This window comes from Streptomyces sp. NPDC043746 (assembly GCF_056436485.1).
The window spans coordinates 104,800-130,026 of record NZ_JBWKCM010000004.1 but is presented as its reverse complement, the minus strand read 5'-3'; the positions used below and the strand labels follow the sequence as shown (position 1 = coordinate 130,026).

The window sequence follows — 25,227 nt, the reverse complement described above, 5'->3', positions numbered from 1 at the left end:
CATAGGCGATCATCATGACCGTCCGCAGAAACGTCACTCCGTGGGCGTCGGCCGCCCTGGTGCTCACCGCGCTGCTCACCACGAGTTGCGCGGGGGAGGACCCCAGCGCCGGGCGATCCGCGCCGACCCCCCCGTCCGCCGCTCCGCACGGGTACGTCGAGGGGGCGCAGGAGGCCGCCGAGCAGCAGTCCCGGCTCGTCCTGAACGACCCCGACAGCGGGAACACCGGAGTCCTCGACCTCATCACGGGCGAGGTGCAGCGGACGGCCCGGGTGAAGGGCGCCGTTCGGCTGGGCACGGACGGCAGGTTCGGCTACCTCCACGCACCCGGTGGCACCCATGTGCTCGACAGCGGCGCCTGGATGGTGGACCACGGAGACCACGTCCACTACTACAGTGCGCCGACGCGGGACGCGGGGGAGATTCCCGCGGGCAGCCGAGCGCAGATACGCAGTGATGTCGCCGTGACCGTGGTGACCGACGAGAACGGCCGCACCGTCCTCTACGACCGCGGCAAGCTGGAGAAGGGGCAGATCGCGACTCTTCGGACGCTGCCCGGTACCCACACCGGCGCGGTCGTGCCGTACGAGGAACACCTCCTCGCCTTCGCGAACAAGGGCGACACCACAGAACTCGTCGTCCTCGACCGCGAGGGCGAACGCGTGGCTTCCCCGGACGTGACGTGCGAAGCCCCCCGAGGCGACGCGGTCACCCGGCGCGGCGTGGTCCTCGGCTGTGCCGACGGCGCTCTGCTCGTGCGGGCGCAGGACGGCGCCTTCACTGCCGAGGAGATCCCGTACAAGGAGCACGTCCCGGAGCGGGCCCGCGCCACCACCTTCCGCCACCGACCCGGCAGCGACACCCTCACCGCCCCTGCCGGAGACGACGCCGTCTGGATCCTCGACGTCGCCGAGCGGACCTGGAAGCGGGTGGACACCGGGCCCGTCGTCGCGGTCAACACGGCCGGAGAGGGCTCCCCGCTGCTCGTTCTGGAGGCCGACGGCTCCGTACACGGCTATGACATCGCGACCGGGAAGCAGACCGCACGGACCCAGCCCCTGCTGACAGGGGGAAGGCGGGGCGGCTCCCACGGCAACGCCCCCGTCATCGAGGTCGACCGCAGCCGTGCCTACGTCAACGACCCCGAGGGCAAGAGAGTGTTCGAGATCGACTACAACGACGGCCTGCGCATCGCGCGCTCCTTCGACCTGGACGTCAAGCCGGTCCTCATGGCGGAGGCCGGACGATGAGCCGGACCGGGGCCAAGCCTCGCGCGAGGGCGGGCACCGCTCGCCCGCGGCACCTGATCGCGGGCCTCCTCGCACTCGTGACGGTCGTGGCCGTCGGCGCCTGCGGCACCGGGGACGACCGGCCCAGCGTCGTCGTCACGACCAACATCCTCGGCGACGTCACCCGCGAGATCGTCGGCGACGAGGCCGACGTCACCGTCCTGATGAAGCCCAACGCCGACCCGCACTCCTTCGGTCTCTCGGCGGTGCAGGCCGCCGAACTGGAACAGGCCGATCTGGTCGTCTACAACGGCCTGGGCCTGGAGGAGAACGTACTGCGGCACGTGGACGCCGCCCGCGAGGCCGGTGTCGCCACCTTCGCTGCCGGCGAGGCGGCCGACCCGCTCACCTTCCGCACCGCCGACGACACAGGCCCCAAGGGTGAGGAAGGGCAGCCCGACCCGCACTTCTGGACCGACCCCGACCGGATGCACAAGGTCACCGGGTTGATAGCCGACCAGGTCATCGAGCACGTCGCCGGCGTGGATCCCGACACGATACGCGCCAACGCCGACCGCTACGCGAGGCAACTCACCGACCTCACCTCCTGGATGGAGAAGTCCTTCGGCCGTGTGCCCGCAGACCACCGGGCCCTGGTCACCAACCACCACGTCTTCGGCTACCTCGCCGACCGCTTCGGCTTCGAGGTGATCGGCGCGGTCATCCCCAGCGGCACCACCCTGGCCTCACCCAGCTCCTCCGACCTGCGCTCCCTCACCAAAGCGATGGAGAGTGCGGGCGTGCGGACCGTCTTCGCCGACTCCTCCCAGCCCAAACGGCTCGCCGAGGTCCTGCGAACCGAGATGGGCGGCGGTGTCCGTGTCGTCGAACTCCACTCGGAGTCCCTCACCCCCAAGGGCGCGGGCGCCGACACCTACCTGCGGATGATGCGCGCCAACGCCACCGCCATGGTCAACGGCCTGACCGGCGCCTGACCCCCGGATCCTGGCCCCTGGCCCCTGGCCCCGGACCCCCGGATCCCGCCCCCTCCCCGGCCCTCCCGGCACCCCCGCCCGTCGGGCGCCGGCTCGTCGTACCCCCATGCCGCCACCGCGCGGTGCAGAAAGGAACAGACCAATGAACAAGTCCATACGCGGCAGAGCCCTCACAGGCACCGCACTGGCGCTCGCCACCGCCACGGTCCTGACCGCCTGCGGCGGAGGAAACTCCTCCACCGGCACCCCGTCCGACGGAACCGCGAGCGCCACGCCCGCGGTGGCGCTCAAGGAGCCGCTGGTCGCCACCTTCGACGGCGGCCTGTACATCCTCGACGGCGAGAGCCTGAAGCTCGCTAGGACCATCGACCTCCCCGGCTTCAACCGGGTCAACCCCGCAGGTGACAAGGACCACGTCATGGTCTCCACCGACAGCGGATTCCGTGTCCTGGACGCCACCGGCCAGGCCCTCACCGACATCGAGTACAAGGGCGCCAAGCCGGGCCACGTCGTCCGCCACGCCGCGAAGACCGTGCTCTTCACCGACGGCACCGGAGAGGTCAACGTCTTCGACCCCACCGCCCTGAGCGGAGGCAGGAAGCCGGCAGGGCGCACCTACACCTCCGCCGAGCCGCACCACGGTGTCGCCATCGAGCTGGCCGACGGCACACTCGTGAGCACCCTGGGCACCGAGGAGAAGCGCACCGGCGCGCTGGCGCTGGACCGGAACAACAAGGAGATCGCGCGCAACGAGGACTGCCCCGGGGTCCACGGAGAGGCCGCCGCGAAGAACGAAGCCGTCGGCGTCGGCTGCCAGGACGGCATCCTGATCTTCAAGGACGGTACGTTCACGAAGATCGATTCCCCCGACGACTACGGCCGCATCGGCAACCAGGCCGGCAGCGACACCTCGACCGTCCTGCTGGGCGACTACAAGACCGACCCCGACGCAGAACTGGAACGTCCCACCCGCGTCTCCCTCATCGACACCGAGAAGAAGAAGCTGCGCCTGGTGGACCTGGGCACCAGCTACTCCTTCCGCTCGCTGGCCCGCGGCCCGCACGGCGAGGCCCTGGTCCTGGGAACCGACGGCGCCATCCACGTCATCGACCCGGACACCGGCAAGATCGAGAAGAGGATCCCCGCGGTGGGCGAGTGGCAGGAGCCGCTGGACTGGCAGCAGGCCAGGCCCACCTTGTTCGTGCGTGGACACGTCGCGTACGTCTCCGAGCCCGGCAGGAAGGCGCTGCACGCCTTCGACGTGGAGACGGGGAAGAAGATCACTTCCGTCACCCTGCCGAAGAACACCAACGAGCTGTCGGGCGTCGTCGCCGGACACTGACCGCGCTCGTGCCCTCGCCGCCACGGCTCGACGCCGCGGCGGCGAGGGCGCACGCAACGACGGCAGCGGGCTCGACCGCGGTCTCGGCGCGTCCCCGGGCACGGCACTGCGCTCCGGGAACCGGGCCGGTGATGCTTAGGGGCGGTTGTCCCTGGAAACGACTACTCCCGAGCGATCGCCCCTCCGGCGGTCGGCCGACACCGGGAGAGGTCTTACGTGGACGCGCCCTTATACCTGAGGCCCAGGGTGGAGCCGCCGCTCGACGCACTGCTGACGGATCGGAACTTCCTGCATGCGCTCGCCGACGCGCTGGGTTCGCCGCTCAACGTGCTGCTCCCCGACAGCGTGGCCGAGAACGCCGCCCGCTTCCGTGCCGTCTACGACCGTCACCATCTGACCGGGCGGGTGTACTTCGCGCACAAGGCGAATCGTTCCAGCGCCCTGCTGCGGCGGCTGGCGGCGGAGGACCCGGCCGCCGTCGGCGTCGACGTCGCCTCCGTGGCGGAGCTGAGGCACGCACTGGGGTGCGGGTTCACCGGCGAGCGCATCATGGCCACCGGCCCCAAGGACGCCTCGTTCCTCTGGCTGGCGGCCCGCGTCGGAGCGACCGTCAACCTGGACTCACCCGGGGAACTGGAACGGCTCTCGGACCTGGTGCGCGCGCACGCGCTCGGCCGGGTCGCGGTGCTGGTACGCCTGTCGGGGTTCGAGCACGCCTCCGGCCGAGAGGGAGCGGGCACCCGACTGCTCTCCCGGCGCAGCCGTTTCGGCACTCCGGTACGGGGCGCGGAGGCGCTGCTGTCGGCGCTCGAACGCAACGCGGACGCAGTGGAGTTCGTCGGCGCCGCCTACCACCTCGACACCACCGGCGTGGAGGAGAAGGCGCGGGCGTCGGAGCAGTGCGTGCTGTTCATGGACGCATGCCGGGCACGGGGGCTCTCGCCGCGCGCTCTCGACATCGGGGGTGGGTTCGGCGTCGGCTACGTCGCCGAGGCGCAGGAGTGGGAGCGGTGGACCACCGCGCTGACCGAGGCGGTCCTCGGTGTCCGCCCGCCTTTGACCTGGCGCGGTTACGGGTACGGGCTGCGCAACGAGGGCGGCACGGTGCGCGGTGCCGCCGCGCTGTACCCCGCGCACCGTCCCACCGCAGGCCCCGGCTACCTCGACGAGCTGCTCTCCCTGCCCGCGCCGGTGCTGGGCCGCCCACCCGCCACCCTTCTGCTGGAGCACCTCCACGACCTCCACATCGAACCGGGGCGCTCCCTCGTCGACCAGTGCGGACTGACGCTCGCGCGCGTGGTGGACGTACGCCCTGTGGACACGGACTCCGGGCGCCACCTGGTGCACCTCGCCATGAACGCGGGCGACATGAGCCTGGAGGAGCACGGAGTCCTGGTGGACCCCGTCCTGCTGCCACGGGGTGATGCCGCGGCCGGTGACGGGGAGCCGATCGGTGTGTACCTCACGGGCAACCTCTGCCTGGAAGGCGACCTCATCACGCGCCGTACGGTCTACCTGCCCCGGCCGCCGCGCGCGGGGGACCTGCTGGCCTTCGTCAACACCGCCGGCTACGCCATGGACTTCCACGCCCACCGCGCGCAGCGGCAGCCGCTCGCGCGGACGGTCGCGGTGGAGCGGCGGGGCGAATCCTGGAACTGGTGCCCGGACGAGGACTACTGGCCCATCACACCCGCGGGGGAGCAGTCGGATGAGATATGACAGCATCACCGAGGCCATGGGCAACACGCCTCTGGTGCGCATCGATCCCGCCGTGCACGGACTGCGCAACATCGACCTCTACGCCAAACTGGAGATGCTCAACCCGTTCGGGTCCGTCAAGGACCGGCCCGCGTGGCACATGGCCCGGCCTCTTCTGGAGGCCGCCACCGACGGCGACGGGACGGTGGTGGAGCTTTCCAGCGGCAACACCGCCAAGGCGCTGGCCCTGCTGGCCGGTATGCACGGCGTGAGGTTCAAGAGCGTCACCAACCGCATGCGCGTACCCGAGATCAAGGAACTCCTTCTTCTGATCGGCGCCGAGATCGAGGAACTTCCCGGGCGCAGCGAGTGCCTCGATCCGACTGACACGGACGACCCGCTGACGCACTTCCACCGGGCGCTCTCCGACCCGGGGAGCACGTACCTGCACACCGACCAGTACTTCAACCCCCGCAACGTCGAGGCCCACGCGGAGGGCACCGGCCCCGAGATCGTGAAGGATCTGGACGGCCGGGCGCCGGACTGGTTCATCGCCTGCGTGGGTACGGCCGGTTCGTCGACCGGTGTCGCCAGGGTCCTGCGCGAGCACGACCCGCGCGTGCGGGTCCTCGGCCTGGTCGCCCACCCATCGGACTTCATACCCGGCATCCGCACCCTCGACGAGGTCCACCAGGTCGGCCTGTTCGACCCGGCGACGTACGACACCATCGAGTCGGTCACCTCGGACGAGGCCATCGACGGAATGATCACCCTGATCCGCCGCTGCGGACTGCTGAGCGGACCGACCGGCGGCGCCGCCTACCACGGGGCGGTTCGGCACCTGCGTCACGCCGACGGGGAGTTGGACGGGACGGGGCGGCGTCGTACGGCGGTGTTCATCGTGTGCGACCGGGCCGAGAGCTATCTCGGCTATGTACGTCAGCGGCGCCCGGAACTCCTGGGACGGACGGCCCGTGGACGGTCCGCGACGGCCGTCACCGACGCCGAGGCCCGTGCGGAGGCCCGCGTCATCGCGGTGGACGACGCCCGGCGCTGGTGTGCCCAGGACGATCCTCGTCCGCTCGTCGTCGACCTGCGCAGCCCGTACGCCTACGCCGCCCTGCACATCGAAGGCTCGATCAACATCGTCGACGAGGTCTTCGAGGACCTGCTCCGTGGCGGGCTCCCCTTCAGCAAGCGCACTCCCGTACTGCTCGCCTGTCCCGTCGGCGAGAAGTCACTGCGCCACGCTGCCGCGCTGTCCCGGATGGGCCACCCGGACGTCCGCAGTCTGGCCGGCGGGATCGTCGCCTGGCGGGACGCGGGCGCACCGCTGGTGCGCGAATGAGCCCGGCCCGCCCGCTTCCTCCCCCGGAGCCGGAGAACCCGCTCTGGCAGCAGGAAGCGAGGGAGCAGTTCCCCATCGTCACCGCGCACCCGGAGCTGGCCTACCTCGACAGTGCCGCCACGTCCCAGAAGCCACGAGCCGTGCTGGAGGCCGTTCAGACCTACCTCACGACATCGAACGCCAACGCCGGCCGCGGCACCTACCCCTGGGCCAACCGGACGACGGACCTGGTGGAGTCGACCCGCGAACGCGTCAAGGAGTTCCTCCACGACCCCGAACCGAGGCGCACCGGCGTCCACTTCACCAGCGGCACCACCGAGGGCCTGCGTACCGTCGCCCGGGACTGGCTCGTTCCGTACCTCACCGACGGGGACGAGATCCTCGTGCCGTACGCCGACCACCGGGCCAATCTGGACCCCTGGCTCGAGGCCCGGCGGCTCCTGGCCGAGCGCGGCGTCCGGGTCCGCGTGCGGGCGCTGCCGTACCAAGCGGGCTCCGGGGACTACGACCATCTGGCCCTGTGCCGGGCCGTGGGCCCGCGGACCCGCTTCGTGGCCGCCACCCACGTCCACCACGTCCACGGCGGCGACATGAACGTGCACCGCATCCGTGAAGCGGTCGGCCCGGACGTGGCCATCTGCCTGGACGCGGCGCAGAGCGTCGGCCACCTGCCCGTCCACCTCGACGGCCCTTCCCTCGACGTGGACTTCGTGGTCTTCTCGGGGCACAAGGCGATGGCGCTGCCCGGCTCGGGAGCGATCTGGGCGCGCAACACGCGGGGGCCGGCATTCCGGCCGGAGGGCTGGCAGGGCACACCCAACACGGTCGGCATCGTCTCGCTGCGGGCCGCTCTCGACTGGCTCGACACGATCGGACCGGAGCGCGTCGCGCGCTGGACGACCATGCTCACCACCCGGTTGACGGACCGGCTCGCGCGTCTGGGGCCGTACGAGGTCGTCGGCTGTCAGGCGAGCCTGTCCGCCGACTCCGCCCTCCCCACCGAGCAGCGCCGACGCGGCATCGTCACCTTCCGGCACCGCGACATCCCCTCCGACGACCTCGGGTTCATTCTCTTCAGCCACGGCTTCATGGTGCGGGCCGACACCCTGTGCCAGGCCGGTTCCGAGGGCCGGGACGCCTCGGTGCGGGTGAGCCTGCACGTCTACAACACGGTGGAGGAGATCGACCGGCTGCTCGCCGTCCTCGCGTCGTTGGCATGAAGAGCAATTGATAATCGTTACCATCTGTAGATCCGTCGGTGCCCCCGCACGGACGAGCGGCAGACGAGGTGACGCGAGCTATGGGTGTGAGCATGGCGACGGCCAGGACCTGGGTCGAGCGCTGGGAACGGCAGCAGGAGCGGTACGCGGTCGACCGCGAGGAGCGGTTCACCGTGATCGCCGATGTCGTCGAGCACATCGCCGTCGGCCGCGCCGACCCCCTCCTGCTGGACCTCGGGTGCGGCCCCGGCTCCCTGGCCGCCAGGCTCGCCGCCCGCTTCCCGCACGCCGAGATCGTGGCCGCCGACATGGACCCCCTGCTGCTGGAACTGGGGCGCACCCACCATGCCGACGCAGCCCGCTACGTCGACACCGTCGTCGGTGCGGACGGCTGGACCGACTCCCTCCGGCTGGAGCGCCCCTTGGACGCCGCCGTCTCGACGACCGCCCTGCACTACCTGGCCGAGCCGGTGCTGCTGCGTACCTACCGCGCCCTCGCCTCCCTGCTCCGTCCCGGCGGCGCCCTGGTCAACGGGGACCACTTCCCGCCGGACGCGGCGGCCTGTTCGGGGCTCACCGCCCATGTGGGCCGCCGCAGGGCCGAGCGCACGGGCGGCCACGCGCGAGAGGACTGGCGGTCCTGGTGGGACGCCGCGGCCAAGGACCCCGAACTGACCGACCTGCTCGACGAACGCCGGCGGCGCCATGCCCTCCATGGCGGCAGCGGCGGCGACGAGCAGGTCGCGGTGAGCCGACACGCCGCACTGCTCCGTCAAGCCGGCTTCGCCCACGTGGCGCCGGTCTGGCAGTTCGGGAACAGCACCGTACTGGTGGCGGTCATGGGTGAAACGGACGGGCTTTCCGCTTCCGCCGGAACCTGAGGCCGGTGGCGGAAGCGGATCGATCGAGGCCGTTGAGGGGGCGGGAGTTCCCCGGGTCTCGCAGGGCCACCCGCAGATGGGTGAGGGTGAGCAGGGCCTGGCGGTCGGCGGGCGGGTGCCGCCGCCGGGAGCCGATCGCGCGGCGGTGCCGCCGCAACTGCTGCGTGGGCCGGTCGTGGGATGTGTCCGAGGGTGTCAGGACGGGTGCAGGAGGGCCGCGCCGGTAGCCCTTGGCCGGGGAGAGCCGCCGTGAGCGGCTTCTCCCCAGCAGGTGGCTACCGGGCCGGACGGTGCCGTGGCTGCGACCACCGCCCGGCCCGGAGTTTCAGTGCCCCGCCACGGTGGTGAGGGGGTCGTGCTCGTGCGCACAGCTCTCGTCGAAGCCGTAGGTGTCCCAGGCCGGGAAGGGGTCGGCCGCCGACGGGGCCTCGTCTTCCCGCATGAGGCAGTCGGCCAGGGCTGCCCGCAGCCGCAAGGCCTTGAGCCGGGTTCCGATGAAGACGAGTTCCTGGAGGTAGGGGCTGTCGGTGTCGCGAGCGGAGTAGGGCTCGAAGCGCACCACTGAACCCGCCTGGGACCACAGCCCTGTCACGTGGGGGCGACTGGCGAGGGTGAAGAAGCCCTTCGACCTGAGGACCTGTCCGTACATGCCGCTGTCCAGAGCCTCCGTCACGAACGACCACAGCCGCCCGGGGTGGAAGGGTGCCGAGGAGCGGAAGACGGTCGAGGAGATGCCGTACTCCTCGGTCTCGGGAACGTGGTCCCCGTTGAGTTCCCTGACCCAGCCCGGAGCCTGCTGCGCCCGCTCCAGATCGAACCTCGCGGTGCCCAGGACTTCGCCGACCGGTACGCGGCCCCGCTCGGCGCACACGACACGGGCGGCGGGGTTGAGCCGCGCGAGCGTCGCTCGGAGCAGGTCGGCGGAGGCGGTGTCGACGAGGTCGAGCTTGTTGAGGACGATGACGTCCGCGAACTCGATCTGATCCATCAGCAGATCGCTGACGGTGCGTTCGTCGTTCTCGTACTGGTCCAGGCCGCGTTGGGTCAGCTCGTCGCCTCTGACCAGTTCGGGCAGGAAGTTGGCGGCGTCCACGACCGTGACCATGGTGTCCAGGCGGGCCAAATCGCCGAGGGTGGCACCGTCGTCGCGAGCGAAGGCGAAGGTGGCCGCCACCGGCATGGGTTCCGAGATGCCGGAGGACTCGATGAGGAGGTAGTCGAAACGTCCCTCGCGCGCCAGCCGGTCCACTTCCTCCAGCAGATCGTCGCGCAGGGTGCAGCAAATGCACCCGTTGGTCATCTCGACCAGGCGCTCCTCGGTGCGCGACAGGGCGGACTCACCACCGCGGACGAGGGCGGCGTCGATGTTCACCTCGCTCATGTCGTTGACGATGACGGCGACGCGCAGGCCCTCGCGGTTTCCGAGGACGTGGTTGAGCAGGGTGGTCTTTCCGGCGCCGAGGAACCCCGACAGGACGGTGACGGGGAGGCGCGGCGAGGGCGCGTCAGGCATGGGGCGTCAGCCTTCGGGGCGGAGCAGACCGCGCTCGTACGCTTTGGCGAGCCGTTGGGGGACGAGGTAGGGAGCGCCGTCCACCGTGATCGTCACCAACTGAGGTGTCGCGGCCTTCCACTGCGCGCGGCGGTGCCTGGTGTTGCTGCGGGACATCCTGCGTTTGGGTACAGCCATGGTGACCTCCGGGTGCGAGCGGCGAGCGAGGCAGACGATACATGAAAATGAATGTCATGACGATCTGCGCTTGTCGTCGAGGCGCATCCGCCGACCCGCAACCAGGGGCTCCAGCCCTCGCACGGCCCTTCCCGGAGGCTGCTCCGGCTGATGGGGCCGTCTCGGCCTCTGCCGACGAGGGATTCCCGACCGCGCGCTGACGCTCGCTCTGCCGAGGCGCCACGGCCGCGTCTTCGCCCACCGCACCGGTCTTCGACGGGCGTGTCCGGCGGCAGGCCGGAATTCCGGTGTTCGGCCGGGGCCGTGGTCTTCGCATGCCACGTGGCCGGTGCGGTCCGCCTGTCGGTCGCCGCGTGCACGTCGGCCGGGACCCGGCAGTCGGCCCGCCTGCCCAACGCTCCGCGATACTGCCGGCCACGCCCGCCTGGGCGGTGCCGCACATCGGGGGCCGCATCTGCGGGATTCAGAGGCCGGGTTGTCGGGGATGCAGGCGCTATGACAGACGATGAGAGCGGATCTCAGGGTGCGGTTCCCGGCGCCGGGCGACCGTCCGGAGCGGGAGACTCATGCGCGGAGCCAGAGCGCCCCTTCTTGCAGCGCCCTCAGAGTGTGCTCGCGGTTGTCGGCGGCATCGTAGGCGTCGTCGGGGGAGTCGTGGGGTTGGTGTTCCTCCTGCTTCCGGACCTTCAGCCGGAGCCCAGACCGGCCCCGGAGCCGGGTGTGGAGTTGGTGGATTTCGATCTCGAGAAGGAGGAGGAGATTCGAGCGGACTGGATCGCGGGAGACGGCGTACGCAAGGACGGAGCCTGGAAGGCATCGCTGGCCACGGTGATCCTCAGGAACAACGGCGACAACCCCGCGCTGGTATCGCACGCGGAGTTCCGCTTCAGTTCGGTCACCGAGGTGGGGTGCCCGTACGGGGCAGGGGGTACCGAGGTGAAGGCCCGCTACGACATCAAGGTCCCCGCCGAGGCCCGGGCTCCGTTCGAGCAGGTCCGCAAGATGAAGTACACCCTGCCGCCCCACGAGCAGGAACGCATCGCCTTCACTGTCGGACCGGAGTCGGCCTTCGAGGGCGCTCTGCCCCAGGTCTACACCTTCGCGATCACCCTGCACCTCGACGACGAGTCCCGCATCGAGGTCCCCGAGATGACCTCCATGGACCCGTCCAGAACGAAGGGTGCACTCGAGTCCGCGGAGCGGGCGATGCAGGACGGCACCAGATACCTCGCCACCACTGCGGACTGCGTCAGGGAGCAGGAACGCAAGGCGCGCGAGATCGTCAAGGGCAACGTCAACGTCTCCCCCGAGCTGAAGCGCTACAGCGCGGAACTGACCAGGCTCGTCGGTGCTCCCGCGCCGCCCCCCTGACGTCCCTCTGCGGACCACGCCCCAGCCCCGGCCGACAGGTACGCGGTCCCCGCTCCGTACGCACTGCCGTGGGACAACCGGTTCCGCGGAAAGGACTTCGGCCGGGGCCGGATCCACCTCGCCGCCATCGAGCCGTCCGCCGCCGTCGTCGATGAGCACCGGCGGCTCCCGGGCGGTAGGCAGCGCCGCACGCGGACCGTTCTCGATGGCACCCCAACCGTGACGCAGCCGACCATGGCGGCAATGTGCCGACGGCTGCACCGGCCGGTTCGCCACCGATATGTCATCGGATTGCGGACTGAGGCTCGGGTCGGAGCGCTCATCTCGATCGGTCTACCGGGGAGACCGTGCGGTCACTCGCATGCGCAGCCCGTTGGGGGACAGGGCGATCGCCATGGAAGGGCGGATGCGGCAGCCGGGAACCGGGATCAGGCGCCGGCGGGTGGTGATGGTGGCCAGGGCGATGGCGGCGTGAGTCATGGCGAAGCCTTCGGCGATGCATTCGCGGACGCCTCCTCCAGAAGGGACCACTGAGCTTGGCCAGGGTGAGAATGTCCTCGGTCGTCCGACGCGCCATGCCGGGTGACGGGGCATCCGAGAACATCGTGCGTACCAGGGCGCGCGTGATCAGTTGCGTCATCTCGCTCGGGACGTCGAACTCCTGTCCGTCGCGCCAGGCGCCGGCGACGGCCGCGGTCTCGCTGGTCATCACCGTGGCGTAGCCGGGCAGACGGCTCGGGTGGAAGGCCGGCTGAACCAGCCGGCGAGTCCGGCGGTGCGCGCTGTGGGGACAGATGAGGAGGCCGTCACCCACCACCTCACGGCCTTTGTCGTACCACTCTGTCTCGTCGAAGGTGCGGTCGCTGACGAGTACCTGGCGCGTCAGTTCTGGTTCACGGACCAGGAGTGCCGGCCTTCTGCCCATACGCAACCGGACCACGTTGTGGTCGGGCAGGGATTCCCGAAAGCCCAGCGGGTCACGGAGCAGAGCAGGCCCGTGGCCGAGCAGCGGCAGAGCGCCGGGGGCCTTGGGGATGCTCCTCGTCATGTCCACGAACCCTCCATCGGCGCACTGCCGAGAATCCGTTCCGGGCGCCGCGGGCTCGGGTAGTGCACGTGCTCCTGAACTGTCGCAGTCGGATGAAGCGCGGTGTTCTGTGGGCGGTTGCCCATCTGCCCGCGGTATCGAACCGTTCCCCTTCCGGCCGCTGCCTGTCCCGCCAAGAAGCTCAGGAGCGGGCCGTTCGCCCCGACCAGGCCGAGCAGACATCTCTGCGGCACATCCGGAGCCACCCCACGCAGCACCGGCCGACAGCCTGGTGCCCGTCGTGCACGCGCAGAACAACACGCTCACGTAGTGGAGTTGAGAAGGTCATCGTCATCCTAGCGATGAGGTGGCGTATGGGTAGCGGGCACGCACCCGCGCTGATCAGGCCCTCCGAGCAGAGAGGCGATCGAACCGCGCATCCCACCCTCGCCTGCTCCACCGGCTGCCTGCCGGCCCGACAGACACCGCCAAGGGCGGATCCGTTTCTCACCGGCGGTCGGGAACTCGTTCGGCACGTGTGGTACTCCGGCAGGCATCCGCCGCCCCGCACTGCGGCGCTGGGCTTCGATGAAGGCGGCCAGAACCGCCTCCCCTCGGTGGCGTACCCCTGTGTCCCGTCGAGCAGACCGGGCTGCTCCTGCCGTCCGGCCGGCGGCACGGGAAGGCGCCGGTGGGTTCGCCGACCGTGGTCATGTGCTCGTCTCCGCCCCGGTCGGGCCTGCCTCACGATCTTCGGTGAGGGGGACAGCTTCTTCCCGCATGGTGTCGACGATCGCGGCGCTGCCATGGCGTCGTTGGCGTCGGCTGTACTCGGTGATGGCCTGCCACAGGTCACGCCGGTCGACGTCGGGCCAGTGGTTGGGGGTGAAGTGCAACTCCGCGTACGTGGTGTGCCAGGGAAGGAAGTTGGAGGTGCGCTGTTCGTTGCCCGTTCGCCACAGCAGGTCGACGTCCGGCATGTCGGGGTGGGGCAGGTGGCGGGCGAAGTCGGCCTCACTGATGAGGCGGGGGTCGATGGCGCCTGCACGGGTTGCCTGGGCGAGGGCTGCGGCTGTGCGGGTGATCTCGTCGCGGCCGCCGTAGTCGATGCAGACGGTGAGGGTCAGGCCGGTGCGGTCGCGGGTGCGGTGCTCCTCGCTCAGGAGGGCCTGGACGAGTTCGGCGGGCAGCTTGTCGGGTCGGCCCAGCCAGCGCTGGCGTACGTCGAGGTTGCGGATGGGTCCCTCGTCGAGGTCGCGTCGGATCGCTTCCAGGATGGTGGCGATCTCCTCGGTGTCGCGTTTCCAGTTCTCGGTGGAGAACGCGTAGAGGGTCAGGTGGCGCAGGCCGATCTCCAGGGCACCGTAGACCACCTCGTGGGCGGCGGCGTTGCCGGCGCGGTGGCCTTCAGGGCGGGGCAGGCCGCGCTGCTCGGCCCAGCGGCCGTTGCCGTCCATGATGACCGCCACATGGGCGGGCATCCGGTCGGCCGCGATCTGCGGGGGCCGGGCGCTGTCGGGGTGTGGTGGAGGGGGCTGGAGGGTGGTGCTTGCGGCTCGAGGGCTCGGACCGCTCACGGTCACCGCTGGTCGTCGGGGTCCGGGCACGGTCAGGGGCGTCAGGCTCCAGGCCAGCTTCGAGCGGATGCGGGCGGGGGCCAGGACGCGGGTGCGGGCCGCGAGAGAGGGGCGCGGGGCGCGCTTGAGCAGGGCGTGGCCGGCCGCGTCGACGGCATCGAGCTGGGCGCGCATCAGGCAGGAGGCCGCGTTGAGCACGTTGGCAGGGCCTGGGTGCATGCCTGTGGTCATTGCGGGCCTGGTCACCCAGTGACGGGCCAGAGCCGTCAACTCCCGGATCAAAGCTGCTGTGGCCTGGCTCCAGGTTCCTTGCCGCAGGTCGTCCTCGGCGCCGGGGAAGGCGTCCAGGGCCTCCTGCGGCAGGAGCAGGTCGCCCTGGGCCAGGTCGGCGCTCAGGTCGGTGAGGATGTCGGTGAGCTGGGCGCCGTCGATGAACCGCTGGTAGTCGTGCTGCCCGCCCAGCCGGAGGGCCATCGGTGCTCCGGCCCGTTCGAACAGGTGCCGTACCTGGTCGACCCAGGGCACGAGCCCCTCGCTGCACCAGGACCGCCACGCGGCCCAGTCGGCGAAGTGCCGGCCGCGGGCGTCATCGCGTGTGCTGGTCATGGCGCCTCGCAGGCCGGACAGGTCCAGGCGCCATCGCAGGGCGGTGTCCACCAGGGCGTGCCGGACCGGATCCCTGCTCGTGCCGGCCGCCAGGTCCAACTGAAGGGCTCGGGTCCACACTTCGACGCGGGCCGCACGTTCGGCTGGGTGGGCATCGCGCTGGTCGGCCAAGTCGTCCAGGACGGTCGCTGCCGCCCACAGGGCCCACCCGGCCGGGCGCAGCGCGGTCGGCATCAGTTGGATGAGGGCGAAGATCCCGGGATCGTTGACTCGTGTGGTGCGTCGGCACAGCCGGTACGCCACCCGCAGAGTCGGGTCTTCGCCGGTGGGCAGCCGGTGGGTGAGTCGCCCTCGTTGTGCCGGCAGAGCGGCGTCGCGGTCTGCCGTAGGGGGGTGCGTGGTGGCGCGCATGTCGGGAGCCGGGACCTCAGTGTGCTTGAGTGTCGGACGCCGTGGCCGATGGACTGGCAGTGTGGCGCAGTGGGGGAATGTCGGCCTTGCTGCTTCCCGGGCCAGGCGGCGGAACCGGGGCAGTCGACAGGCGGGTGCGGGTGCTGCGGTGGAAGCCCAGCAGGGCTACCAGGGCGGCCAGCCCGAACCAGGTGAGCTGGATGGCCAGATGCCCGGGGACCGGGCTGGTGGAGAAGCCGGCCGCCGTGCTGGCCTGCATGGCCCCGTAGGAGGGCAGGTAGCGCATGACAGGGTTGTCGGCCCCGGAACTCGTGATGGGGTTCTGCAGGGCGAGATCGATGATGCTCGTCATCACGATGGCGAACATCCCCTCGACCTCCCGGCGCAGCAGGGAGCCGAAGCCGACCCCGAGCGCGCCGTAGGTCAGTCCGGCGCAGAACAGGGAGGCGGCGAGCAGGAGAGGCTGGCGGGGGGTCCATGTCAGACAGGTGACGACAGTGGCGTAGGCGGCGACCGCGGCCGAGACCAGAGCCAGGGCGGTGACCTTGGCCAGGACCAGATGGGCGCGCGGGTAGCCGGCCATGGCCAGCCGACGGTCGAAGCCGCTGCCGGAGAATGTGGCGGCGAACATCATGAAACCGGTGATCAGGGTGACGGCATTGAGCGCGCCGCTGATCGAGGTCAGCTCATTGCCGTGCGGAGCCAGAGCCTCCCCGGTGGCACGAAGCCGCATCCGGGCCGGAGTGTCGGGCATCGCCAGGTATGCCAGGATCGTCCATACCGGGACGAAGAGAATCACCAGGACCATCGCGAAGCGATTGCGACCGTGTTCAAGGAGCGCGAACCGGGTGGCGACAGCGAAGCGGGCCAAGTGAAACCTCACGCGGCAGCCCCCGCCTCGCCCGCGCGCAGCGTTCCGTTGTCCAAGCGCCACAGCTCGTCCAGGCGCTCGGTGTCGTACGCCAGATGAGAGACGACCAGGACTGAGCGTCCCGCATCCCGCAGCTGCGCAGCCAGATCCCAGAACCGCTGGTAAGTGTCCCAGTCGAAGCCCTGATACGGCTCGTCCAGCAACAGGACCTGCGGATCGTGCATGAGCGCCAGCGTCACGTTCAACTTCTGCCGCGTGCCGCCGCTGAGAACCCCGGCCCGCTCATCGGCGTACCCGGTGAAGCCCAGCACGTCCATGATCTCTTCGGCGTACCGCACATCCGTGAGCCGGTAGGCCGTCTGGAAGAACGTCAGGTGCTGCCGGACGGTCAGCGCGTCATTGAGGACCACATGCTGCGGGCAGTAGCCGAACCGGCCGCTGTGACGGACCGATCCTTGCGTGGGCGCCAGTTCGCCGGACAGGATTCTCAGCAGCGTGGACTTGCCGGCGCCGTTCTCCCCGACAATCCCGCACAGCGTTCCGGCCCGGAGCCGCAAGTCGACGCCCCGCAGGACCACACGCCGACGGTAGGCATGATGCACACCCCTGATCTCCACGCCCGTTTCCTCCCCCTCGCCATCTGGACGGACCACGCCCGCATGGCCTAACGCGCGCGACGCGTCGCGGACACGCCGCCCCTGCCCCCCGGTTTCAGCGGTAGAGGCGTACGAAGCACGTCGAGCAGCCAAGCCCGGCTCGGGTGTGGGCGACCCCATCCGCACCGCTCGCTCAAAGATCAACTCGGGTGGCCGCGCCGCATCGAGCCCTCCTGCGCTCGCGAGTCCCTGCCAGGGGGCGTGGAGGCGTGCAACCGCTCCCGGCTGATCGGGGTGACGGTGATCACGGATACACGCGGGGGAGAACTGCGTAGGTTTGCGGAGTCGTCGCGGTGGAGTTCGTGAGGGTGAGTGGACTCTTCCCCATCCCCCTGGCGAAGCGTCGGAAGAGTCAGCAAGCGGTCAGCGTGCGTTCGGGAATACCTGGGGGACGCTGTCCGGGCATGCGTCTCGTTGTAGTGTGAGGAAACAGCACTTGACCTGCAAGAACGCAGGCAGGGAGCCTATGACCAGGAGTACCTTGATGATGCGTACCATGTTCAAGTCCAAGATCCACCGCGCCACCGTCACCCAGGCCGACCTGCACTACGTCGGTTCCGTGACCATCGACGCCGACCTGATGGACGCCGCCGACCTGCTGCCCGGCGAGCTGGTCCATATCGTTGACATCGACAACGGCGCCCGCCTGGAGACGTACGTCATCGAGGGCGAGCGCGGCTCCGGTGTCATCGGGATCAACGGCGCCGCCGCACACCTCGTACACCCCGGTGACCTGGTCATCCTGATCAGTTATGCCCAGGTCGAGGACGCGGAGGCCCGCGCGCTCACCCCGAAGGTCGTCCACGTCGACGCGGACAACCGGATCGTGGCGCTCGGCAACGACGCCTCGGCGCCGGTGCCTGGGAGCCGTACGGAGCGGAGCCCGCAGGCGGTCGCCGCGCGCGGCTGAACCGGCCGGGTCCGATGTCCGGCCCCACGGAACGAGGAGAGGGCAGAGGCCCATGGCGGAGAGCGCGGCAGTAGAGATCAGCGACGACCGGGAACGGGGCACGCTCACGGCGTACGAGGACGGGAAGGCCGCCGGGACGATCGCGTATTTCACCATGGAGCCCGCCCCGGGCGCGCTCGTGGCCGTGCACACCGTCGTCCGGCCCGAGCACGAGGGCAAGGGCATCGCCGGGGCGCTGGTCCGGACGTTCTACGCCCTCGCCGCCGAGGAGGGCGTGCCCGTCGTGCCGCTGTGCCCGTACGCGGCCAAGTGGGCGCAGCGCCACCCGGACGAGGCGCCCGCGGCTCCGGAGGGGCTCGTACGGGAGGCGGAGCGGCAGCTCAAGGATCACCCCGAGCTGTTCTGAGGCGCCTTGGCCTCGTGACGGGGGCGCCCGGGGAGTCCTCGGCCCGCCCGTCTCAGGCCCTCAGCACGGTGTCCGTCCCACCCCGGAGGGCCAGGTCCTGGCGGATGTACCACTCGGTGCCCAGCGCCCGACGCCGGTCGTCCGGTGACAGCGCGGCGATCCGGCCGGGCGCGGCGCCCCGGACGACCTCGCTGCGGTGGGCCAGGATCGCCGCCAGCTTCTGGGGCAGCCACGGGGAGACGTCGACCGTCGTGGTGATCCACGTGTCATCGGAGACACGGAACGCGTCGACGGGCGTGCCCCGCCGGCCCAGGCGACCGCCCACCGCCTCGGCGGCCGAGCGCGGGTGGGTGGCCAGGTAGAGGGCGCTCGGCTGCCAGGGGTCACCGGCCTCCGGGTGGAGCCGGGCGAGCCCCGCGGCCCGGACGGCCAAGGCGGTGACCCGATGGGCGTGCACGTGGTCGGGGTGGCCGGTGAGGCCGCCACAGGGGTCCGGGGCGATCACCACCTGCGGCCGGAGGGCGCGGATATGGGCCACCACGGCGCCCACGGCCTCGTCCAGCGGGGCGTCGAGGAACCGGGGGCGGCCGGGCGCCGACTCCGGAACCTTGGCATCCGCGTAGCCGAGCAGCCGGGGCGGCCCCGCGCCGAGGATGTCCAGCGCCCGCGCCAGCTCCTCGGCCCGGTGGGTCCCCTCCGTCCAGGTCGCGGTGACCACCGCGGTCCGCGCGCCGGCGGCCGCGTGCCGGGCGAGTACGCCGCCCGAGAAGAGGGACTCGTCGTCCGGGTGTCCGTGGACCGCGAGCACGCTCGGCAGGGGAGGGGACGGCTCTTCGTGCTGCGGGGCCGAGGCCGCGGCCGTACTGGCTGCGGGGAACCCTGCCGAGGGGGCGCCGGGCGGTCCATCACCCCGTACCTCGGCCGCGTGGCGCAGGACCAGGTCGAGGGTCGAGCGGCTCAGCCGGAGGCGGGGGAGCACCTCCGGGGCGAACCAGTGCAGCATCACCCCCTCCGTCAGCGGGAGCCGCGCGGGGTCCCCGTTCCACCGGCCGGAGTAGAGGGCCACCGGGACCGGCGTACCGTCGGTGCCCGTCGCGATCTCGACGGCGTAGGGCTCCAGTACCGGCAGGTCGAGGCCCGCCTCCTCCCACAGCTCCCGCCGGACCGTCTCCTCCAGCGACCGGTCCTGCGGTTCGCGGCCGCCGCCCAGGAGCGACCAGGCGCCCGGCTCCCGGATCAGGCCCGGCAGATGGTCGCGCAGGTGCATGAGGTACTGCCCGGCGTCGTTGCGGATGAGCGCCGAGGCGTTCGCCGGTTCGGCGGCCGGGGGGCCGGGGACGGGCAGGGGGGCCTCGGGCGGGCGGGGCGGGTGGTCGGTCACGGGGCGACCGTAGCGTCGGGCGGGAGGCGGGGAGGCGGGGAGGCGGGGAGGCGGGGAGGCGGGGCGGCGGGTTCGGCGGGGGACCAGTCCCGCGGGTGACGGGCGGCGTGCCACCCGGTCGACCCGTACGTGTGGACTCGGCAGGCGCGGGCAGCCGCACCGGGAGACGGTGGAGGCAAGCTCCATCTGTCCGTTTCATGTCGTTGTGGAGGATCGAAATGACCCACCCGTACCCCGACCCCGTCCCGCCCTCGCCGACGCCTCCGCCCGTGCCGGGTCCGCCCACCCCCGTACCGAGCCCGCCGCCGGTGCCGCCGGGCCCCGCCCCGGTGCCGCCCGGCCCGGCGCCGGACCCGATCCCGCAGCCCCCTGCGCCCGGCCCCGACCCCGTACCCGACCCGGAGCCGCAGCCCGAGCCCGCCGGGTCGTAGACACGGGAAGGAGCGGCAGACACGGGAAGGACGGGGGAGTGGGGACTCCGGGCGTGCGGAGCGTACGGAGTTCCCGCTCAGCCCAGCACGGTCAGCGCGTCCGCGTACGCCGCACCGCTCTCCGCGGCGATCGCGTCCATCGTCTGCGCCTCCCGCACCGTCGCGAACACCACCTCGCCCTCCGCCGCCGACGAACGGAAGCCGTACACCGCCGGGCGCGGCAGGCTGTTGTACGCCCACGGGGTGGAGAAGTAGTACGCCCCCGTGTCGTACAGCACGACGACGTCGCCCTCGGCCAGCTCCGGCAGCTCCCGGCCGTAGGCCACCACATCGCCCGCGAAGCAGCACGGGCCCGCGATGTCCTGCGCCAGCGGCGGGCCGTGCTTCGGCGTGCCGTCGGCCGCGAACGCACCGATCCGCAGGGGCCAGGAGCCGGGCATGAACACCGTACGGGTGGCGGTCTGCGCCCCCGCGTGGGTGAGCGCGATCCGGCGTCCGCCCGCGTCCTTGGTGTACTCCACCCGCGCCCCGATGAAGCCGTTCTTCGCCAGCAGCGACCGGCCGAACTCGGTGACCAGAGCGTACTTGCCGGAGAACAGCCCGGGGGCCGCCGCCGTCAGCGCGTCCACGTACGCCGTGTACGTCGGGTGCGTGGTGTCGTCCGTGAAGTTGACCGGCAGTCCGCCGCCGATGTCCAGGCTGGTGACCCGCCGGGCGCCGAGGCGTTCGTTGATCTCCTCGGCCAGCTCGTACGTCCGCGCCACGCCCTCCGCGATCAGTTCCAACGGGCAGCCCTGGGAGCCCACATGGGCGTGCAGCCGGGTCAGCCACGGGCGCGCCTCGAAGGCCCGCACCACCGCGTCCCTGGCGCCCGGATCGCGCAGCGCCACTCCGAACTTCGAGGTGTCCGTCGCCGTGGACATCGGGCCGATCGTGCCACCGCCCACCTGGGGGTTGACCCGCAGCCCGAGGACGGCGGCGGAGTCCCGGGTGCGGAGCGCGTCCACGCGGTGGAGTTCGTCGATGCTGTCGGCGTTGACGGCCACGCCGAGGGCGAGCGCCAGCCGGATCTCCTCACGGGTCTTGGCGGGGGAGTCCAGCACGATCGAACCCGGCGCGAACCCGGCCTCCAGGGCGAGCCGCAGCTCCCCCGGGCTCGCCACCTCGCACCCCATCCCGCAGTCGGCGAGCAGCCGCAGGACCGGGACGAGGGAGGAGGCCTTGGCGGCGAAGGTGTGCAGCACACCGGGACTGTGCGCGAACGCCTCCCGCAGTGCCGCGACGGACGACCGCACGCCGTCCGTGTCCACGAACCCGGCCACGGGGCGGGACTCGCCCAGCAGCCCCTGCCGGACGGCCGCCCGGACGGCGGCGTCGAAACGGACGGCGGGGCGCGCGCAGGGAGCGGACGGTGCGGAGGACGACGGTGTCGTACGGGCGGAGTCGGTGATGGCTGCCCCCACAGGTCTCCGGCGGAAGAGGTCCACGGCCGAGGATACGGGCACAGAGCGCCTCAGGCGCGGCGATGAGCACGGCCGGCCCCTCACGCGATGAGCCCGACCACCGCCTCCGCCGTCAGCATCCGGAAGGTGAACGCCTGCTGGAAGTAGAGGTGGACGCTGGTGGCGTCATGGTTCGTGTACCCGATCGACAGGTCCTGGCCCAGGCGGAGTTCGAAGTCCCCGCCCCGGGTGGAGAGCAGCACCCCGCCCCTGACCGCGGGCGCCCACAGGATCTCGTCGTCCACGATGCGGCTCAGATGCGTCTTGACCGGATACCCGTGGTCAGAGGTCTCGGCGGCCTCGGTGAACGCGTCCGCGCCGAGCAGCAGCCGGTACGGTCCGTCGACACCGGCCAGCCGCAGTCGTGTCACCGCCTGGCTGACGGCGACCGGATAGTCCCGCGCGTCCGCGGGCAGCGGCAGCGGGTCGTGCGAGGAACCGTCCCGCAGACCGGCGATCCCTGCGGCCGCGTACCCGTCGATGATCGCCATGTCCTCCGCGAACGCACAGGTGCGCGCGGCGTCCTTGACGGGCTGCCAGTCGCTGTCGGCGGATCCGCGCTCCACGTCGTCCACCGCCTGCCGGCTCACGGTGAACGGCACCCGCCACTCGATGACCGGCATCGACGTCCGCGCCCGGGCCAGCACGTCCGGTGTCGGCGGGTCGATGTCGCGCAGGTGACCGTCCCCCACCGCGGCCAGTGCCGGACCGTCCGGATCGGACACGTCGACGACGCGGCGGCCGGCCACATGGCGGCGGAAGGTCCGCCGGGCCTCCTCCTCGATCTCCTCCCAGGCGGCGGGGGTGACCGGTGCGAGTTCGCGGTGCAGATTGTTCATCACTGGGCGCTTTCCTGCAGGCTGCCGATGCGCAGCGAACCGTGGTCCGGCTCGGTCGCGGCCGGTTCCCCGATAAGCGGTAGGGGTACCGGTTCCGGCCGGTCGGCCGAGCGGACCCCGGCGGGCGGGGGCGGCGGGTCGTCGAGGAAGTCGGCGCGGGGCGCGAAGAAGAGACCCCCGGTGACCGCCGTGGAGAAGTCGAGGATGCGGTCGTGCGTGCCGGGCGGGTCGCCGAGGAACATGTTGCGGAGCATGCGTTCGGTGACGTCGGGGTCGGCCGCGTACCCGATGAAGTACGTACCGAACTCGCCCTGCCCGACGTTGCCGAACGGCATGTTCGCCCGCAGGATGTCCCGCTCGGTGCCGTCGGGGTCGGTGATCGTGTTGAGCGCCAGATGCGAGTCGGCGGGCTTCTCGTCGTCGGGGAACTCCACGTCGTCGAACTTCGTGCGGCCGATGACACGCTCCTGCTCCTCCACGGAGAGCGCGTTCCAGGAGGTCAGGTCGTGGAGGTACTTCTGTACGACGACATAGCTGCCGCCCTCGAACTCCGGATCGTCGTCCGCCCCGACGAGCGCGGCCACGCGGGCGTCGTCGCCCACCGGGTTCTCCGTACCGTCCACGAAGCCGAGCAGATCCCGGTGGTCGAGATAGCGGAAGCCGTGCGTCTCGTCCACGATCCGCAGCGCCCCGCCGAGCTTGTCGAGCAGCTGCGCCGCCCACGCGAAACAGACGTCCATCCGCTCGGCCCGGATGTGCAGCAGTACGTCGCCCGGGGTCGCCGGGGCGTGGTGGAGAGGGCCGCGCAGCTCCGGGAACGGGTGCAGGTGGGCCGGGCGCGGCCCGTGGAACAGCCGGTCCCAGACGGCGGAGCCGAACCCCGTCACACAGGCCAGACCGGCGTCCGGGTAGCGGAACCCCAGGGAGCGCGCGACGGCCCCGAGGTCCGGCAGCACCTCCCGCACGGCCTCCTCGCCGCCCGGCTCGACCGTGCCGACCAGGAAGAGCGCCGCCCTGGTGAGCGGGGCCACCACGGGCTGGACGGAGACGGGGTCGGGGACGGCGTCGGGCATGCGCGCAACTCCAGGCATCGGGGCGGGTGGGCCGGGCGAACAGGGCGGGCTGTCCGTTCACGGACCGCGTGAACGGGGCCCGCACTCCACTCAGCCACGTCCGGCGGGCGACCGCATGCGGGGTGGACCGGGCGGGGGAGCGTCACCAGGCCGGGAGGCCCTCCTCCCCGGGTGCCTCACCGGGCCGAGGGCGCCTGCGTGCTTAACGGGTCCCCGAAGGACACGCACCCGTACCCCTGCCCGGTCTCCGTCCCGGTCAGCGGGTCTCCACCTCGGAGCGGTCCCCGCCCCACAGCGTGTGGAACGATCCCCCGCGGTCCGTACGCCGGTAGGTGTGCGCTCCGAAGAAGTCCCGCTGCCCCTGCGTGAGCGCCGCCGGCAGCCGGTCCGCACGCAGACCGTCGTAGTACGACAGCGCGGCGGCGAAGCCGGGCGTCGGCACCCCCTGGCGCACCGCCTCGGCCACCACCGCGCGCCAGTCGTCCTGCGCGGCCCCGATCTCCCGCCCGAACCCCTCGTCGGACAGCAGGCTCACCAGCCCGGGCCGGGAATCGTAGGCGACCCGGATGCGGTCCAGGAACGCCGCCCGGATGATGCAGCCCGCACGCCAGATCGCGGCCACCGAACCGAGATCGATGTCCCAGCCGTACGCCTCGCTCCCGGCCCGGATCTGGTGGAAGCCCTGGGTGTACGAGACGATCTTCGACGCGTACAGGGCCTGCTCGACCCGGTCCGCGAACGCCGACGCCTCCGCCCCCTCCAACGGCTCCGGCACCGGCCCGGGCAGCGCCCGCGAGGCCTCGCGCAGGTCCGCGTGGCCGGAGAGGGAGCGGGCGAAGACCGCCTCCGCGATCCCGGAGACGGGAACGCCCAGGTCGAGAGCGATCTGCACGGTCCAGCGCCCGGTGCCCTTCTGCTCCGCGCGGTCCTGCACGACGTCGACGAACGGCTCGCCGGTGGCCGCGTCCGTATGGGCGAGGACCTCGGCGGTGATCTCGATCAGATACGAGTCCAGCCGCCCGGTGTTCCAGCTCCGGAAGGTCTCCGCGATCTGCGCGGGGGAGTACCCGGCCACCCTGCGCAGCAGGTCGTACGCCTCCGCGATGAGCTGCATGTCCGCGTACTCGATGCCGTTGTGCACCATCTTCACGAAATGCCCGGCCCCGTCGGGGCCGATGTGCGCGGTGCACGGAGTGCCGTCCTTCGCCCGGGCGGCGATCCTCTCCAGCATCGGGCCCAGGGAGGTGTACGACGCGGCGGAGCCGCCCGGCATGATGCTCGGGCCGTGCAGAGCACCCTCCTCGCCGCCGGAGATGCCCGCCCCGACGAAGTGGATACCGTGCTCGCGCAGCTCCTTCTCCCGGCGGCGGGTGTCCTCGAAGTGGGCGTTGCCGCCGTCGATGATGACGTCCCCGTCCTCCAGCAGCGGCGCGAACTCCCGGATCACCGCGTCCGTGGGATCCCCGGCCTTCACCATGACCACCAGCCGCCGGGGGCGCTCCAGCGCCGCGACGAACTCCTCGGGGGTGTGCGCGGCGACGAAGGCCCCCTCGTCCCCGAACTCCTCCACCAGGGCGTCGGTGCGGGAGGTGGTGCGGTTGTGCACGGCGACGGTGAAGCCGTTGCGGGCGAAGTTGCGGGCCAGGTTGCGGCCCATCACCGCGAGTCCGGTGACGCCGATCTGGGCGGTGCCGCTCATCTGTGTGCTCCTGCGGGGCCGGGGGCGTGTTCGTCAGGGGGATTCAGGGTCGGACAGGGAGTAC

The 25,227-nt window shown here is 71.5% G+C and carries 21 protein-coding genes and 1 pseudogene; 10 read left to right on the top strand and 12 right to left on the bottom strand.

Annotated elements, in window-relative coordinates; genetic code table 11:
- Positions 1-14 precede the first annotated feature (14 nt).
- The 7 genes from AC0682_RS06285 to AC0682_RS06255 all read left to right on the top strand — a co-directional run bounded on the left by AC0682_RS06285 (position 15) and on the right by AC0682_RS06255 (position 8,713).
- A complete protein-coding gene (locus AC0682_RS06285; RefSeq protein ID WP_478531232.1) occupies positions 15-1,250 on the top strand; it encodes a hypothetical protein in 1,236 nt (411 codons plus the stop codon).
- Complete coding sequence (gene aztC, locus AC0682_RS06280) at positions 1,247-2,224, top strand: zinc ABC transporter substrate-binding protein AztC (RefSeq protein WP_478531231.1); 978 nt, start codon at positions 1,247-1,249, stop codon at positions 2,222-2,224. Before AC0682_RS06285 ends, aztC begins: the two co-directional genes overlap by 4 nt.
- 142 nt (positions 2,225-2,366) lie before the next feature.
- On the top strand, positions 2,367-3,566 hold the full coding sequence (gene aztD, locus AC0682_RS06275) for a zinc metallochaperone AztD (protein ID WP_478531229.1): 1,200 nt from the start codon (positions 2,367-2,369) through the stop codon (positions 3,564-3,566).
- A gap of 216 nt (positions 3,567-3,782) precedes the next feature.
- Positions 3,783-5,285 carry a Y4yA family PLP-dependent enzyme gene (locus AC0682_RS06270; RefSeq protein WP_478531228.1) on the top strand — a complete coding sequence of 501 codons (1,503 nt, stop codon included), beginning with the start codon at positions 3,783-3,785 and terminating at the stop codon, positions 5,283-5,285.
- Complete coding sequence (locus AC0682_RS06265; RefSeq protein ID WP_478531227.1) at positions 5,275-6,612, top strand: pyridoxal-phosphate dependent enzyme; 1,338 nt, start codon at positions 5,275-5,277, stop codon at positions 6,610-6,612. Before AC0682_RS06270 ends, AC0682_RS06265 begins: the two co-directional genes overlap by 11 nt.
- A complete protein-coding gene (locus tag AC0682_RS06260) occupies positions 6,609-7,832 on the top strand; it encodes an aminotransferase class V-fold PLP-dependent enzyme (protein WP_478531226.1) in 1,224 nt (407 codons plus the stop codon). The genes AC0682_RS06265 and AC0682_RS06260 overlap by 4 nt, the downstream gene beginning before the upstream one ends.
- 80 nt (positions 7,833-7,912) lie before the next feature.
- Positions 7,913-8,713 carry a class I SAM-dependent methyltransferase gene (locus AC0682_RS06255; protein ID WP_478531224.1) on the top strand — a complete coding sequence of 267 codons (801 nt, stop codon included), beginning with the start codon at positions 7,913-7,915 and terminating at the stop codon, positions 8,711-8,713.
- Between the two features lie 325 nt (positions 8,714-9,038).
- Here the strand turns inward: AC0682_RS06255 and AC0682_RS06250 are convergent, their stop codons facing one another.
- Positions 9,039-10,226: a GTP-binding protein gene (locus AC0682_RS06250; RefSeq protein ID WP_478531223.1), complete on the bottom strand. Its 1,188-nt coding sequence runs from the start codon at positions 10,224-10,226 to the stop codon at positions 9,039-9,041.
- 6 nt (positions 10,227-10,232) lie between these two features.
- Entirely contained in the window at positions 10,233-10,403 is a 171-nt protein-coding gene (gene rpmF, locus AC0682_RS06245; RefSeq protein ID WP_478531222.1) for a 50S ribosomal protein L32, read from the bottom strand.
- A gap of 729 nt (positions 10,404-11,132) precedes the next feature.
- Between rpmF and AC0682_RS06240 the strand changes: the two genes are divergently transcribed.
- Positions 11,133-11,774, top strand: a complete 642-nt coding sequence (locus tag AC0682_RS06240) for a hypothetical protein (protein WP_478531221.1) — start codon at positions 11,133-11,135, stop codon at positions 11,772-11,774.
- A 319-nt stretch (positions 11,775-12,093) separates the two neighbouring features.
- Here the strand turns inward: AC0682_RS06240 and AC0682_RS06235 are convergent, their stop codons facing one another.
- The 4 genes from AC0682_RS06235 to AC0682_RS06220 form a co-directional block, all read right to left on the bottom strand.
- A complete protein-coding gene (locus AC0682_RS06235) occupies positions 12,094-12,822 on the bottom strand; it encodes a cytochrome P450 (RefSeq protein WP_478531220.1) in 729 nt (242 codons plus the stop codon).
- A 689-nt stretch (positions 12,823-13,511) separates the two neighbouring features.
- Entirely contained in the window at positions 13,512-15,395 is a 1,884-nt protein-coding gene (uppS, locus tag AC0682_RS06230; RefSeq protein WP_478531219.1) for a polyprenyl diphosphate synthase, read from the bottom strand.
- 16 nt (positions 15,396-15,411) lie between these two features.
- Positions 15,412-16,278 (bottom strand): ABC transporter permease, encoded by an 867-nt coding sequence (locus AC0682_RS06225; protein WP_478531218.1) that lies wholly within the window; start codon positions 16,276-16,278, stop codon positions 15,412-15,414.
- The gene (locus AC0682_RS06220; RefSeq protein ID WP_478531217.1) at positions 16,275-16,883 is read right to left on the bottom strand and encodes an ABC transporter ATP-binding protein; all 609 of its coding nucleotides are present in this window, start codon (positions 16,881-16,883) and stop codon (positions 16,275-16,277) included. Before AC0682_RS06220 ends, AC0682_RS06225 begins: the two co-directional genes overlap by 4 nt.
- Positions 16,884-17,406: 523 nt before the next feature.
- Between AC0682_RS06220 and panD the strand changes: the two genes are divergently transcribed.
- Both panD and AC0682_RS06210 read left to right on the top strand, forming a co-directional pair.
- A complete protein-coding gene (gene panD, locus AC0682_RS06215) occupies positions 17,407-17,832 on the top strand; it encodes an aspartate 1-decarboxylase (RefSeq protein WP_478531216.1) in 426 nt (141 codons plus the stop codon).
- Between the two features lie 52 nt (positions 17,833-17,884).
- Positions 17,885-18,238: a GNAT family N-acetyltransferase gene (locus tag AC0682_RS06210; protein WP_478531215.1), complete on the top strand. Its 354-nt coding sequence runs from the start codon at positions 17,885-17,887 to the stop codon at positions 18,236-18,238.
- A 52-nt stretch (positions 18,239-18,290) separates the two neighbouring features.
- Here AC0682_RS06210 and AC0682_RS06205 read toward each other — a convergent pair whose 3' ends face one another.
- The 6 genes and pseudogenes from AC0682_RS06205 to gndA all read right to left on the bottom strand — a co-directional run bounded on the left by AC0682_RS06205 (position 18,291) and on the right by gndA (position 25,163).
- Entirely contained in the window at positions 18,291-19,046 is a 756-nt protein-coding gene (locus tag AC0682_RS06205) for a PIG-L family deacetylase (protein WP_478531476.1), read from the bottom strand.
- A 168-nt stretch (positions 19,047-19,214) separates the two neighbouring features.
- A pseudogene (locus AC0682_RS06200) lies at positions 19,215-19,805 on the bottom strand (NUDIX domain-containing protein); the annotation flags it as partial.
- Between the two features lie 322 nt (positions 19,806-20,127).
- A complete protein-coding gene (locus AC0682_RS06195) occupies positions 20,128-21,513 on the bottom strand; it encodes a type III PLP-dependent enzyme domain-containing protein (RefSeq protein WP_478531214.1) in 1,386 nt (461 codons plus the stop codon).
- Positions 21,514-21,593: 80 nt separating this feature from the next.
- Entirely contained in the window at positions 21,594-22,391 is a 798-nt protein-coding gene (locus tag AC0682_RS06190; protein ID WP_478531212.1) for a family 1 encapsulin nanocompartment shell protein, read from the bottom strand.
- Entirely contained in the window at positions 22,391-23,464 is a 1,074-nt protein-coding gene (locus tag AC0682_RS06185; RefSeq protein WP_478531211.1) for a Dyp-type peroxidase, read from the bottom strand. The genes AC0682_RS06190 and AC0682_RS06185 overlap by 1 nt, the downstream gene beginning before the upstream one ends.
- A 256-nt stretch (positions 23,465-23,720) precedes the next feature.
- Positions 23,721-25,163 (bottom strand): NADP-dependent phosphogluconate dehydrogenase, encoded by a 1,443-nt coding sequence (gene gndA, locus AC0682_RS06180; RefSeq protein WP_478531209.1) that lies wholly within the window; start codon positions 25,161-25,163, stop codon positions 23,721-23,723.
- Positions 25,164-25,227 lie beyond the last annotated feature (64 nt).